Origin of the sequence: Streptomyces sp. NBC_00237 (assembly GCF_026342435.1) — a bacterium.
Lineage (GTDB): Bacteria > Actinomycetota > Actinomycetes > Streptomycetales > Streptomycetaceae > Streptomyces.
The window spans coordinates 987,388-1,001,251 of sequence record NZ_JAPEMT010000002.1; the positions used below are offsets into that span (position 1 = coordinate 987,388).

General features: G+C 70.1%; 11 protein-coding genes. 8 read left to right on the forward strand and 3 right to left on the reverse strand.

Annotated features, from left to right (window positions below; translation table 11 throughout):
• Positions 1–49: 49 nt before the first annotated feature.
• The 4 genes from OG897_RS18580 to OG897_RS18595 all read left to right on the forward strand — a co-directional run bounded on the left by OG897_RS18580 (position 50) and on the right by OG897_RS18595 (position 7,195).
• Complete coding sequence (locus OG897_RS18580; protein WP_266660283.1) at positions 50–943, forward strand: carbohydrate ABC transporter permease; 894 nt, start codon at positions 50–52, stop codon at positions 941–943.
• The gene (locus tag OG897_RS18585) at positions 940–1,878 is read left to right on the forward strand and encodes a carbohydrate ABC transporter permease (RefSeq protein ID WP_266658221.1); all 939 of its coding nucleotides are present in this window, start codon (positions 940–942) and stop codon (positions 1,876–1,878) included. Before OG897_RS18580 ends, OG897_RS18585 begins: the two co-directional genes overlap by 4 nt.
• Positions 1,879–1,941: 63 nt before the next feature.
• On the forward strand, positions 1,942–3,204 hold the full coding sequence (locus OG897_RS18590; RefSeq protein WP_266658223.1) for a glycosyl hydrolase: 1,263 nt from the start codon (positions 1,942–1,944) through the stop codon (positions 3,202–3,204).
• A gap of 961 nt (positions 3,205–4,165) precedes the next feature.
• Positions 4,166–7,195 carry a glycoside hydrolase family 38 C-terminal domain-containing protein gene (locus OG897_RS18595; RefSeq protein ID WP_266660284.1) on the forward strand — a complete coding sequence of 1,010 codons (3,030 nt, stop codon included), beginning with the start codon at positions 4,166–4,168 and terminating at the stop codon, positions 7,193–7,195.
• A 123-nt stretch (positions 7,196–7,318) separates the two neighbouring features.
• On the opposite strand, the gene cpt is transcribed toward OG897_RS18595, so the two are convergent.
• Positions 7,319–7,876 carry a chloramphenicol phosphotransferase CPT gene (gene cpt, locus OG897_RS18600; RefSeq protein WP_266658225.1) on the reverse strand — a complete coding sequence of 186 codons (558 nt, stop codon included), beginning with the start codon at positions 7,874–7,876 and terminating at the stop codon, positions 7,319–7,321.
• A gap of 178 nt (positions 7,877–8,054) precedes the next feature.
• On the opposite strand from cpt, the gene OG897_RS18605 reads away from it, so the two are divergent.
• The gene (locus OG897_RS18605) at positions 8,055–8,435 is read left to right on the forward strand and encodes a hypothetical protein (protein WP_266658227.1); all 381 of its coding nucleotides are present in this window, start codon (positions 8,055–8,057) and stop codon (positions 8,433–8,435) included.
• A 100-nt stretch (positions 8,436–8,535) separates the two neighbouring features.
• Here OG897_RS18605 and OG897_RS18610 read toward each other — a convergent pair whose 3' ends face one another.
• Both OG897_RS18610 and OG897_RS18615 read right to left on the reverse strand, forming a co-directional pair.
• Complete coding sequence (locus OG897_RS18610; protein WP_266658229.1) at positions 8,536–9,813, reverse strand: cytochrome P450; 1,278 nt, start codon at positions 9,811–9,813, stop codon at positions 8,536–8,538.
• Between the two features lie 21 nt (positions 9,814–9,834).
• Complete coding sequence (locus tag OG897_RS18615) at positions 9,835–11,163, reverse strand: glutamine synthetase family protein (protein ID WP_266660285.1); 1,329 nt, start codon at positions 11,161–11,163, stop codon at positions 9,835–9,837.
• A 355-nt stretch (positions 11,164–11,518) separates the two neighbouring features.
• Between OG897_RS18615 and OG897_RS18620 the strand changes: the two genes are divergently transcribed.
• From OG897_RS18620 to OG897_RS18630, 3 genes are read left to right on the forward strand one after another with little or no spacing between them, the layout of a single operon-like run.
• Positions 11,519–11,707 (forward strand): ferredoxin, encoded by a 189-nt coding sequence (locus OG897_RS18620; RefSeq protein ID WP_266658231.1) that lies wholly within the window; start codon positions 11,519–11,521, stop codon positions 11,705–11,707.
• Positions 11,708–11,714: 7 nt separating this feature from the next.
• The gene (locus tag OG897_RS18625) at positions 11,715–12,950 is read left to right on the forward strand and encodes an NAD(P)/FAD-dependent oxidoreductase (protein WP_266658233.1); all 1,236 of its coding nucleotides are present in this window, start codon (positions 11,715–11,717) and stop codon (positions 12,948–12,950) included.
• Entirely contained in the window at positions 12,947–13,750 is an 804-nt protein-coding gene (locus OG897_RS18630; protein ID WP_266658235.1) for an acetoacetate decarboxylase family protein, read from the forward strand. Before OG897_RS18625 ends, OG897_RS18630 begins: the two co-directional genes overlap by 4 nt.
• Positions 13,751–13,864: the final 114 nt, after the last annotated feature.

Below are 13,864 nucleotides of genomic sequence, written 5' to 3' on the forward strand. Positions count from 1 at the left end.
GCCGAACGCGCGCGAGGCGCGGCGCGAGGCCCGCCGCCTGAAGAAGGACATGGGCACGGAGACGGGGTTGGTGCACCGCCGCTGGTGGACGCCGTATCTGTTCCTGCTGCCGGGGCTCGCCATGGTGGTGCTGTTCAGCCTCTGGCCGTTCCTCAACACCGTGATCCTGTCACTGACGGATGCTCAGATCCTGCGCGGCGGCGGGTTCGTGGGGTTCGACAACTACGTGCGGGCGGTCGGGGACGACACCTTCTGGCTGGCGCTGTTCAACAGCGTGCTGTACACGGTCGTGGTGGTGCCGTGCCTGGTGTTCCTGCCGCTGGCGCTGGCGGTCCTCGTACAGAAGAAGATTCCCGGGATCGGCTTCTTCCGGTCGGCCTTCTACACGCCGGTGATCGCGTCGGCGGTGGTGGTCGGGCTGATGTGGCAGTGGATCCTGCGCAGCGACGGTCTGGTCAACACGGTCTTCGAGAAGCTGAGTGTCATCAGCGAGCCGATTCCGTTCCTGACGGACTCCACGATGCTGCTGGTCTCGGCGATGATCGTGACCGTGTGGAAGGGCCTCGGCTACTACATGGTCTTCTACCTGGCCGCGCTGGGCAACGTACCGACCTCGCTGTACGAGGCTGCGGCGATCGACGGGGCGGGGCCCGTGCGCCGGTTCTTCTCGATCACCGTGCCGACGGTGAAGCCGATGATGCTGCTGGTGGGGACGCTGTCGGCGATCTCCGCGCTGCGGGTGTTCACCGAGATCTACATCCTCGGCGGCGAGAGCGGCGGGCCGGGCGGCGACTCCCGGACGCTGCCGTTCCTGATCCGTCAGGTGGGGCTCGGCTTCGCCGGTGAGACGGGGTACGCGGCGGCCATTTCGATTCTGCTGTTCCTGCTGACGCTGGTGTTCAGCGTGCTGGGGCATCGGCTGTCCAAGGGGGACGAGAGTTGAGTACGACAGCCCCGGTCGCTGACGAGGCCGCCGCCGCGAAGGCCGCCGCCCGCGAGGCCGCCGCCCGCGAGGCCGCTGCCCGCAAGGCCGCCGCCGGGAAACCGAGGAAGTACAGCAGGCGGGTGCTCGTCGGGCTGTCCGGACGGTATCTCACGCTGTGTCTGATGCTGGTGGTGCTGGTCGGGCCGATCGTCTGGCAGTTCCTGACCTCGCTGAAGGGGCGCGGCGAGAACGTCTACGAGGGGGTGCTGCCCAGCGATCCGACGCTCGACAACTACGCGCGGGTCGCCGAAGCCTTCCCGTTGTTCCAGTACGTCGGGAACACGCTGATCGTCGCCGCGCTGGCCATCACCTCGAACTGCCTCTTCGCGGCGATGGGCGGGTACGCGCTGTCGCGGGCCGGGTGGCGGGGGCGCAAGACGGTGTTCACGGTGCTGATCGCGACGCTGATGTTCCCGTTCGAGTCCGTGATGATCTCGATGTTCCTGACGGTGCGTGAGATGGGGTTGGTGGACACGCTGGTGGGCGTTTGGCTGCCCGGCGCTGTGTCCGTGCTGAATCTGATGATCATGCGGGCTGCCTTCCTCGCCGTGCCGAAGGAGGTGGAGGAGGCGGCGGTGCTGGACGGGGCCAATGAGTGGCAGCGGTTCCGGCGGGTGTTCGTGCCGAGCGCCAAGGGGGCGTTGGCCGTTGTCTGCATCACGAGCTTCATGGGGGCGTGGGACGACTTCCTGTGGCCGTTGATCGTGCTGACGAACAGCGACAACTACACGTTGCAGTTGGGGTTGAAGACGCTCGCGGGTGCCACGACCGTCAATGACCAGCGGTTGATCGCGGCGGGGGCGATGGCGGCGCTGCTGCCGATGCTGCTGCTGTTCTTCGCGCTCCAGAGGTACTTCTTCAGAGGGGTCGGGGAAGGGGCGATCAAAACCTGATCCTCGGCCCTGCCTGCGAACCGAACTGCGTTGTTCTGAGAGAGATTTGGGGATTCCTGCCGCATGAACGCCGAACCTGCGCGCCCGCGCTTCGGGGCCAACTACACGCCGTCGGTGGGGTGGTTCCACCACTGGCTCGACTTCGAACTCGACGACGTGCGAAGGGACTTCGACTCGCTGGCCGCTCTGGGCCTCGATCACGTGCGGGCCTTCGCACTGTGGCCGGTCTTCCAGCCGAACCGGTCGATGATCCGCGGGCGGGCGGTCGAGCAGTTGGGGCAGCTGGTGGACGCGGCGGGTGAGCGGGGGCTCGACGTGGCGGTCGACGCGCTCCAGGGGCACCTGTCGAGTTTCGACTTCGTACCGTCGTGGCTGACGACGTGGCACCGGCGGAACATGTTCACGGACGTGGACGTGGTGGAGGCGGAGGCGCGGTATGTGGAGACGCTGGCGTCGGAGCTGGCGGGGAGGCCCAACTTCATGGGGATGACGCTCGGGAACGAGGTCAACCAGTTCTCGGACCGGCCGCATCCGGATCCTGACCCCTGTACGTACGACCAGGCGGGACTGTGGCTGGAGCGGCTGCTCGCGGCGTGCGAGCGGGGGGCGCCGGGAAAGCTGCACACCCACTCGGAGTACGACGCGGTGTGGTTCCAGCCCGGGCATCCCTTCACGCCTGCGCATGCGGCGCGGTTGGGCGATGTGACGACGATCCACTCGTGGGTGTTCAACGGGACGGCGCAGCGGCACGGGAGGGAGGGAGCGGCGACCGTTCACCTTGCTGAATATTTGATCGAGTTGTCGCGTGCGTGGGCGCCGGTGGGGCGGCCGGTGTGGTTGCAGGAGGTGGGTGCTCCGGCGCCGTTGATTCCGCCGGAGCACGCGGCGGAGTTCGTGACCGCGACGGTCGAGAACGCTCTTACCTGTGAGGATCTGTACGGGGTGACGTGGTGGTGTTCGCATGATGTCTCGCGGGAGTTGGCGGACTTTCCGGAGCTGGAGTACGGGCTGGGACTGCTCACGTCGGAGCGGGTCGTGAAGCCGCAGGGGAAGGCGCTGGCGGAGATGGCGGGGCGGGTGCGGGCCGGGTCCGCTCCGGGGGCTGTGCCCAGGGGCACGGCGTTGGTGCTGGACGTGGGGGATGCGGATACCGCACCGGGGCGGGGTACGTGCGCGCCGGGCGGGGACTTCTACGAGGCGTGGGCACGGTTGGCGTCGGACGGGGTGCGGGCGGGGGTGGTCCTGGCGGACCTGGCGTCGGATGTTGAGCACTTGGAGGGGCGGGGGATTAGGGAGGTGGTGAGGGTGGAGGAGGTGGGGGGTTGAGGGGGATTCCTGGTGCAGGGAGTGGGGGCGGGGGCGGTCCGCGGGCGTTCTGCGGGCTGGGGAGTTCCGGGGGAGCCGGGTCGGCGAGACACCGTGGAATCATCTCGGGCTTCAGGACGTGCTGCCCTCCCGCCGCTGGACGATCCGCACGAAGGGCACCCGTCCACAGGCCGGGTTCGCCTTCGACGCGGCCTGGCACGGCGGAAGCAGCCTGCTGGTGTCCGGCGACCTCGCCGCGTCCGCTCCGGTCGAGCTGGATCTGTACCGTACGAGATTCCAAGTGAGAGATGCAGTGGTGACTTTGACGTACCGTCATGTGACGGGGAGCGCCGAAGTCGAGGCCACCTTCAGCGACGGGTCCGGTGCGATCCACGTCCTCCCCCTCACCCCCGAGCGCACCGTCAACGGCTGGACCGTCGCCCGCGCCCACCTCCCCCGCACCGAGGTCCACTCCCTCGGCGTACGCCTCACCGGCAGCGGCCCGGTGTCGTGGCGGCTCGGTGCGCTGTCCGTGCGCGAGCACCGGGCGCCCCTCCCGCAGCCGCCCTCCCGGGTCCGGGTGACCGATCGCCGCGTCACCGCCCCCGGTGTCGCCGAACTGCGGCTGCGCTGGCGGCCGGTGGCCGGGGCGCGCCACTACGAGGTGCACCAGGTGCTCCCCGACGGTTCGCGGCGATTCCTCGGCGGCACGGCGTCGACCGCGTACTACGTTCCGGCGGTGCACCGTGGCGCGCGGGGCCCGTCGCGTACCACTCTGGAGGTACGTGCGGTGAGCGCGCTGTACGCATCCTCCCGGCCCGCCCCCGTCACCCTCGACTGGCCCTCCTCCTCATGGCCCACGACTGAATCACGACCGAATCACGACCGAATCACGACTGACCCTCGACTGTCCGTCGGCTGCCCGACGACTGCCCGGCGACCGACCCTCGCCATCCCCCCGATCACGTACGGAGTACCCCTCATGCACGACGACCGCAGCATCGTGGAACACCGCCTGAGGCGCGTGCTCCACGAGCGCATCCAGCCCGCCGTCCACTCGCTGTCCGTCCCGCTCACGATCGAGCGCTGGGAGGCTCCGGGCGAGCCGGTGCCCGTCGCGGAAGGGCTGGCCGCCGGGTACGGGCCCGCCGCCGCCGGGGAGCCGTGGGGTCCTGCCTGGGGCACCACCTGGTTCCGCGTGACCGGGCGCGTGCCCGCCGAGTGGGCCGGGAAGACCGTCGAGGCCGTCATCGACCTCGGCTTCGACCGGAACATGCCGGGCTTCCAGTGCGAGGGCCTCGTCTACCGGCCCGACGGGGAGGCCGTGAAGGCACTCAACCCGCGCAACGACTGGGTACGGATCGGCGGGGACCGGGTCGAGGGCGGCGAGGAGGTGCTGCTGTACGTGGAGGCGTCGTCGAACCCGATCCTGGTGGACCACGCTCCGACGTACGAGGGCGACCGACTGACGGCCCGTCAGGATCCGCTGTACCGCATCGAGCGGATGGACCTGACCGTCTTCGAGACCGACGTCTGGGAGCTGGTGCAGGACTTGGAGGTGCTCGGTTCGCTGATGCACAACCTGCCCAAGGACGAGGCCCGCCGCTGGGACATCCTGCGCGCGATCGAGCGCTGTCTGGACGCCGTCGACCTCACCGACGTCGCCGGGTCGGCCGCCCGCGCCCGTACCGAACTGGCCGAGGTGCTGGCCTCCCCCGCCACCCGGTCCGCCCACCGGATCAGCGCGGTCGGGCACGCGCACATCGACTCGGCGTGGCTGTGGCCGCTGCGGGAGACGGTGCGGAAGGTGGCGCGCACCTCCTCGAACATGGTCGCGCTCATGGACGACCACCCGGAGTTCGTGTTCGCGATGTCCCAGGCGCAGCAGCTCGCCTGGATCAAGGAGCATCGGCCTGAGGTGTTCGCGAAGGTCAAGAAGAAGATCGCGGACGGGCAGTTCGTGCCGGTGGGCGGCATGTGGGTGGAGTCGGACACCAACATGGTCGGCGGGGAGGCGATGGCCCGTCAGTTCCTTTACGGCAAGAAGTTCTTCATGGACGAGTTCGGGATCGAGACCAACGAGGTCTGGCTGCCGGACTCCTTCGGGTACACGGCGGCCATGCCGCAGCTCGTGAAGCTGTCCGGGTCGAAGTGGTTCCTGACGCAGAAGATCTCGTGGTCGCAGGTGAACAAGTTCCCGCACCACACCTTCTGGTGGGAGGGCATCGACGGCACGCGTGTCTTCACGCACTTCCCGCCGGTCGACACGTACAACTCCGACCTGGGCGGCGAGCAGATGGCGCACGCGGCCCGCAACTACCGGGAGAAGGGGCGGGGTTCGCGTTCGCTGGCTCCGTTCGGCTGGGGGGACGGGGGTGGCGGGCCCACCCGCGAGATGCTGGCGCGGGCGGAACGGCTGCGGGACCTCGAAGGGTCCCCGAAGGTGACGGTCGAGAAGCCGTCGGCCTTCTTCGCCAAGGCGGAGGCCGAGTATCCGGACGCGCCGGTGTGGGCGGGCGAGCTCTACCTGGAGCTCCACCGGGGGACGTACACCTCCCAGGCCAAGACCAAGCAGGGCAACCGGCACAGCGAATCGCTGCTGCGGGAGGCCGAGTTGTGGGCGTCCACGGCGGCGGTGCGCGTACCCGGATACGCCTATCCCCAGGCGGACCTGGAGCGGATCTGGAAGACGGTGCTGCTGCACCAGTTCCACGACATCCTGCCGGGTTCGTCGATCGCCTGGGTGCACCGGGAGGCCCGGGAGACGTACGCACGGGTGCGGGCGGAGCTGGAGGCGATCACCCTCTCCGCGCAGACGGCCCTCGCCGGGGACGGCTCGACGCCGCTCGTCTTCAACTCGGCCCCGCACGAACGGAATGCGGTTCCCGCACTGGGAGCGACCGCCTCTCCCGTCCGTACGACGGAGCCCGTGACGGCCACCCCGAGTGACGGCGGCTTCGAGCTGGCCAACGGGCTGTTGCGCATCACCGTCGACGCGCGCGGACTGGTCACGTCCGCGTACGACGTCGAGGCGCGACGCGAGTCGGTCGCGCCGGGCCTGGCCGCGAACCTCCTCCAGGTCCACCCGGACTTCCCGAACATGTGGGACGCGTGGGACATCGACGAGTTCTACCGGCACAACGTCACGGACCTGACCGCCGTCGCGTCGCTCGAACTCGCTTCTTCGGATGCGGAGTTGGCGACAGTGTCGATCACCCGATCCTTCGGGGAGTCGACGATCGTCCAGCGGCTCACGCTCCGCTCGGGGGCGAAGGTCCTCGACATCGAGACGGACGTGGACTGGCACGAGACGGAGAAGTTCCTGAAGGCGTCGTTCCCGCTGGACGTGAAGGCGGACCGGTCGGCGGCGGAGACGCAGTTCGGGCACGTCTTCCGGGCCACGCACACCAACACCTCGTGGGAGGCGGCCAAGTTCGAGATCTGCGCGCACCGTTGGATCCAGGTGGAGGAGCCGGGGTGGGGTGCGGCGGTCGTCAACGACTCGACGTACGGACACGACGTGACGCGTGACGTACGGGCGGACGGCGGGCAGACCACGACGGTCCGCCTCTCCCTGCTGCGGGCGCCCCGCTACCCCGACCCGGAGACCGACCAGGGCTCGCACCGGCTGCGCTTCGCCCTCGCGCCGGGCGCCTCCGTGACGGACGCGGTCCGCGAGGGCCACTGGATCAACCTCCCGGAGCGCACGGTCACGGGCGGTGCGTCGGGCGTCGAACCGCTCTTCCGGATGTCCGACGACCGCATCGTCGTGGAGGCGGTGAAGCTGGCGGAGGACGGGAGCGGGGACGTGGTCGTACGGCTCTACGAGTCGGCGGGCGGCCGGGCTTCGGGGACGCTGACGGTGGGCTTCCCGGCGAGGTCGGTCGCGGAGACGGACCTGCTGGAGCGGGCGCTGCCCGAGGCGGGACCGTACGGGCTGAGTCCGGCGGGCGGCGTGGAGGTGGCGCTGCGGCCCTTCCAGGTCCTGACGCTGAGGATGGCGCGGGGCTGAGGCCGGGGGTGGGTGGGTTCGGGTGGGGCGGGGGTTCAGGCGGGGCGGGGGTTCAGGCGGGGCGGGGGTTCAGGCCGCTGCGCGGGGCGTTTCTCCCCTCCCCGCCCCTCCCCCTGACGGTCCCTACTTCGCGTGGGCCGCGATGCGGCGGGCGCAGTCCAGGGATTCGGTGTGGGTGGTGTCCACTTCGAGGTCGTAGCGCATTCCCCGGTGCACCACCTCCGCCTGGCCCTCGGCCATTCCCCCGGTCCGGTCGCCGCGTGCGATCTCGCGGCCCGCGGCGACGTCGGCGTCGCACCGCACTCCGACCCACAGCACCTCGACGTCGCCGCCGAGCGCCCGCTGCCAGCGCTCCTGGGCTTCCCCTCCGCCGAGGAACACCTCGTCCACGATGATCCGCGCCCCGGCCCGTGCCATCGCCACGACCCCGGCGACCCACGCGTCCTGCAAACGGTTGAACTCCTCGCCCACGGTCACGGTCCCGTCGGCCGCGATCACCAGGCCCTTGCCCGAGCCCGCCCCCTCGGCCTCGGGCTCGCGCATGGACAGGGGCAGCATGCCGACGAACAGGTCCGTCCCGACGGCCAGCCAGGGGTCGGGCAGGACCGACTGGAGGCAGCGGACGATGCCCGACTTGCCGGAGCTGGAGCCGCCGTTGAGCACGATCATCTGGGTCTTCACGGGGGCCACGGTAGGGGGCGACGGGAGGTCGACGCCAGGCAGTTGAGTCCGTGCGGCCTCGCCCCGAAAAGTTGCAAGCGGAATGACATCCTCCCGTTGTCCGCACCGTACGGATGCGCGATAGTCGGCCTCGATCATCAACGGGCCGGTTCGCCGGCCAGCAAGGATTGGAGACGCCGTGAGGCTCAGGAACCTCAGTCGGGCAACTGCTGTCGGATTCGTCGCCGTGGGTGCGATGTTGTCGCTTTCCACCTCCGCCTACGCGGCGGACCGCACGGTGAACCTGCCGGACGGCCGCGGCTACTTCAAGCACACCGACGACGGCGACAAATTCACCGTCTGCGACACCAGGGCCGACGGAGCGGGCGTCACGGGCTTCCTGTGGCGCACCGTGGGCGGCGCGAGCACCGTCGTCATGACCGTCAATGACGGCGGCGACGGCGGGTGCGACAGCAAGGTGTACGACGTCAAGGGCACGACCCAGTACAAGATGGAAATCTGCTGGCCGGGCACCAACGACCTCGTGTGCAGGAACTCGGGATACTTCTCGGAGAGCTGATCCTCAGCTGCCCCTCGGCAGCCGGGCGGCGCATCGGCCCGCCCGGCTCGCTGCCCCGCCCGGCGCATCGCCCCGCCCCGCTCGCCGGTCCGAACAGGCGCTAGCTCCGCGCCGCCAGGGAGACCGCCACCGGCAGCTTCTTGATGCCGTTGACGAAGTTGCTGCGCACGCGCGGGACGTCGCCCGTCAGCCGGATCGTGTCGATGCGCGGCAGCAGTTCCTCGAAGAGGATCTGGATTTCGAGGCGGGCCAGGGAGTTGCCCAGGCAGAAGTGCGGGCTGCCCTTGCCGAAGGTGACGTGGTCGATGTTCTCGCGGGTGACGTCGAAGGTGTAGGGGTCGGGGAAGACGTCCTCGTCCCGGTTGCCGGAGGCGAACCAGAGCACGACCTTGTCGCCCGCCTTGATCTGCTTGCCGCCCAGTTCCGTGTCGCGCGTGGCCGTGCGGCGGAAGTGGTAGACCGGGGACGCCCAGCGCAGGAACTCCTCCACCGCGCCCGGGATCAGGGACGGGTCGGCCTGGAGTTTGGCCAGTTCCTCCGGGTGCTGGATGAGGGCCAGCATGGAGTGCGAGATGGCGTGGCGGGTGGTTTCGTTGCCCGCGACGACCAGGAGGAGGAAGTAGTTGTCGAAGTCGGCCGGGCTGAGCGGGACGCCGTCCTTCGGGGTCTGGTTGACCAGGAGGCTGACCAGGTCCGTACCCTCGCCGCCGCGCCGCTCCTCCGCCAACTTCCGTCCGTACGCGAAGACTTCGAGCGACGCGGGGCTGCGGAAGGGCAGGTCGCGGTACTGCTCGCTTTCGGAGGAGTGCAGCAGGACGTCCGCGTAGTCCGGGTCGGTGTTGCCGATGATGCGGTTGCCCCAGTCGATGAGCTGCTGGGTGTCGTCCTCGGGAACGTCGAGCATCCGGGCCAGGACGTTGATGGGGAAGGCGGCGGAGACCTCGTTGACGAAGTCGAAGGAGCCCTTGGCGAGGGCGGCGTCCAGGGTGCGGCGGGTGAGGAAGCGCAGGAAGTCGCCGTAGGCGGCGACCGCCTTGGACGTGAAGGACTTCTGGAGGAGGCGGCGCATCGCCTGGTGACGGAGGCCGTCGGTTTCCAGGAGCGAGCGGCGGATGGCGATCTGGTCGTCGTCCACCTCTTCGAGGTTGGTGAAGCGGGTGGAGGTGTACGTCTCCGGATCGCGGTCCACGGCGACGATGTCGGCATGCCGGGTGACCGCCCAGAAGCCGCTGTTCGGGGCGGGTTCGATCTGCCAGTGGACGGGGTCCTCGCGGCGCAGGGTGTCCAGCATCCGCCAGGGGGTCTCGCCGTCGAGGAACTTGTCCGGGTCGGCCAGGTCCACGGCCGAGAGAGGGAGGGGCGGCAGGGGTTCAAGCATCTGGGTGCGCTCCTGAAAGGCTTAGAGGTGGTACGCGTACTCGCCGAACTCCCAGTCGGTGACGTGCTGTTGGAAGCGTTCGACCTCGTTGCGCTTGTAGGCGAGGAAGGTGGACGTGAAGTCCTTGCCGAGGAGTTCCGTGAGGGGGCCGTCGGCGACCAGGGCGTCCAGCGCGGCGGGGAGGGAGGCGGGGAGCTGGGGGGCCTTGCTGACGTCGTAGCCGTAACCCTCAAGGGGGGCGGGGGGCTCTTCGCCCGCGCGGATGCCCAGGAGGGCGGCGGCCAGGGTCGACGCGATGACCAGGTACGGGTTGGCGCTGGCGTCGCCGAGGCGGATCTCGAGGCGGGAGGCCGAGCCGCGCTCCGGCGGTATGCGGAGCATGGCGCTGCGGTTGTCGAGGCCCCAGTCGATCAGCCAGGGGGCGAGGGTGTCGGGGCCGAAGCGCTTGTAGGAGTTGATGGTGGGGTTCTGGAGAGCCGCGAGCGCGGGGGCGTGGGCGAGGATTCCGGCGATGGCGTGGCGGGCCGGGCCGGAGAGGCCGTGCGGGGCCGACGCGTCGTCGAAGGCGTTCTGGCCGGTGGTGTCGGAGACCGCCGAGAGGTGGATGTGGAAGCCCGAACCACCCTCGTCGTTGAAGGGCTTGGCCATGAAGGTGGCCAACTTCCCTTCCCTGCGGGCGAGTTCCTTGACGGCCGCCTTGAAGCGGAAGCCCCGGTCGGCCGCGTCGAGAGCCTCGGAGTGGTCGAGGTTGATCTCGAACTGACCGCTGCTGTACTCGTGGTTGCCCGCCGTGACGCGCAGCCCGAGGTCGCGCAGGCTGCGGATCGTACGGAGCAGGTGGCGGTCCGGGTCGCCGCGCAGGCCCGCCGTGTAGATGTTGCCGGGGGCCTCGGCGTAACGGCGCCAGCCGGTGGGGGTGCCGGGGGCCTCCTCGCAGAGGAAGTATTCGAGTTCGGGGCCGACGACGGGCACCAGGCCGTACTCGGCCCAGGCATCCAGGACCCGCTGGAGGACGCCGCGCGGGGACTCCGGGGCGCGCTCGCCGGTCGCCGGGTCGGTCGCCTCGCCCAGGCACGAGGCGACGCCCGGCTCCCAGGGCAGCGCGACGAGGGTGGAGAGGTCGGGCTTGACGAGGATGTCGGGCAGTCCGGCGTCCAGGCCGCCCGCCACGTCGACCGTGTCGCCGCGCGGGGAGGTGTGGTAGACGGCGCGGCAGAAGGCCAGGCCGTGACCGAGCGCCGAGGGCAGGTGCTCGACGAGGATGTCACGGGCCCGGTCTGTGCCGAGGAGGTCGGGGAAGGTCACGCGTACGACATCTATCTCGTCGCCCTGGGCGGCCAGCCGCTCCAGGGGCTCGCGGGCCTGCGGGGGCAGCGCGGCGTAGCGGGTGGCGGCTGCCGGTGCGGAAGCGGCCGCCGCATGCGAGGGCGACGGGGACTGCTGAGCGCTCACCGGTGAATCCTCCATGTCGTTTGACTCCAAAAGATATGCAGGCTCCCGACATGGGGACAAGGGGTGGGAGGCAACTTTCCCCACCTTCACACGACTGTTGACCGGCCGGGCCCGGGGGTTTAACTTGTTTGAACTCAAACGAGTTAGTGAATGGATTCCTCAGAGACCCTTCGTGCTTCCCCGTAGGCGGTCGTGCGGGCGATCCACTCGCTCTCGCACCTGCGGCCCCCACTTCTCCCGAGAGGACCACCCCATGAAGGTCGTCGTGGACATGGACGTCTGCAAGGACCACGGGCAGTGCGCCTTCGCGTCCCCGGAAGTCTTCCGACTCAGCGACGAGGGACGGCTGTTGTACGTCGCCGAGCCCGACGAGTCGCTGCGCGAGGACGTCGAGGACGCGGCGGACGTCTGCCCCCTCCAGGCCATCACCATCGAGGACTGACCCGCGCATGAGCACTACCGATCGCATCGTCGTCGCCGGGGCTTCCCTCGGTGGACTGCGCACGGCCGAGCAGTTGCGCAGGGCCGGATTCGTCGGGGAGATCGTCGTCGTCGGCGACGAACCCCACATGCCCTACAACCGTCCGCCCCTCTCCAAAGAAGTCCTCGCCGGGAAGGCCGGCTTCGCCTCGCTTGCCTTCCGGCCGAAGGCCGCCGTGGCCGACGTGGTCTGGCGGCTGGGCGCGGGCCCGGGCTCGGGCGTCGTCGCGGCGGACCTCGCCGGGCGGACCGTACGGCTCGGCGACGGGGAGTCGCTGGCGTACGACGGGCTGGTCGTGGCCACCGGACTGCGGCCCCGGCGGCTCGATGTGCCAGGTCCGGCCGGAGGCCGGTACACCGTGCGCACCCTTGACGACGCCAGGGCGTTGCAGGGCGCGCTCCGGCCGGGCGCGCGGGTGGTCGTCGTCGGCGCGGGCTTCATCGGCTGCGAGGTCGCCGCGACCGCGCGGGGCCTGGGCGCCGAGGTGACCGTCGTTGAGCCGGAGCCGCTGCCGCTGGTGCGTGCGCTGGGTGAACTGCTCGCGCGGGCGCTGCTGGCCAGGCACCGGGCCGAGGGGGTTCGCTTCGCTCTCGGGCGTACGGTCAGTCGATTTGTCGGTACGGAGGAGCGGGTCGGCGGGGTCGTGCTGGACGACGGGACGCGGGTCGCCGCCGATGTCGTGGTCGAGGCGGTCGGATCGCTGCCGAACGTGGAGTGGCTGGCGGGGAACGGGCTCGATCTGCGGGACGGCGTGCTGTGCGACGCGCGGTTGCGGGTGGTCGGGGCGCCGGAGGGCGTGGTGGCCGTCGGGGACGTCGCCCAGTTTCCCCATCCTCGGTACGACGGTGTGGCGCGGCGCGTCGAGCACTGGTCGGTGCCCGGGGACAGCGCCAAGCACGCCGCGAAGGTGCTGGTCGGGGAGGGGCGGGAGGCGTTCGCGCCGTTGCCTTCCTTCTGGTCCGACCAGTACGCGTACCGGATCCAGTCGTTCGGGGCGCCCGGGCTGGGGGTGGCCGATGTGCGGGTGCTGGACGGGGATCCGGTCGGAGACCCGGACGGGGACGTGCTGGTCGGGTACCACGACCGGGGCGGGCGGCTCGTGGGAGTCGCGGCGCTGGGTGGGGCCGGAGTGGTGGCGCGGGCCGCGACCTACCGGGCCGAGTTGACTTCTGACACTTCCGCAACTCAAGGAGCACTGACGTGAGCAGCGTTCGCGGTTACTTCCACCCCAAGACGGCGAGCGGTTCCTCGTCGCTGATCCCGGCGCCGCCGTGGCACTACTCGGGGGACCTGTTGACCTTCGAGTACCGGACCGATCCGGAGCGGGTGCGTGAACTGCTTCCCGATCCGCTGGAGTTGGCGGCGGAGGACCCCGGTGCGGTCGCGCTGATCTGGGCGGACTGGCAGTCCTGTTCGGCCTCGCGGGAGGAGCTGCTCGACCCGGTGCGGGCGCAGTACAAGGAGGCGTTCGTGGTGGTGCGGTGCTCGTACCAGGGACGAACGTACTCGCGGTGCGTCTACATCTGGGTCGACAAGGACTTCGCGATCGCGCGGGGGCTGCATCAGGGGTATCCGAAGAAGCTCGGATCGATTCACCAGACGCGGCCGCATCCGTACGGTCCCGCGCCTCGGGTGGCGGCCGGGGCGCGCTTCGGGGCGACGCTGGCGGCGGCGGACCGGAGGCTGGCGGAGGCGACGTTCACCCTGCGGGAGGAGAGTGCGACCCATGGGTTCGTGAACGGGCATCCGATGATCCACAACCGGTGGCTTCCCTCGGTGGAGAAGGGGAAGGGGCTGGCGCTCGACGAACTCGTGGAGACGGGTGCGGCTTCGTTCGAAGCGGGGGCGGCTTGGGCTGCCGACGCGGAGGTTTCGCTCTTCGAGTCGCCGACGGAGGAGCTGGCGCGGCTGGAGATCAGGGAGCCGATCGGGGCGTACTTCCGGCAGGTGGGGGTGGTGTGGGACGGGGGGCGGTTGTTGGAGACGGGCATGACCGGAACCTAGCCCTAGGCTGCGGGCGGCGGCGGGGGTGTGGCTCCGGTGGGCTCGGGGCCCGGTGGGGTCGGGCGGTTGTGGCCTTGCGTCTGCGGGCTGTTGGGCCGTACCGGGTTTGCCTGC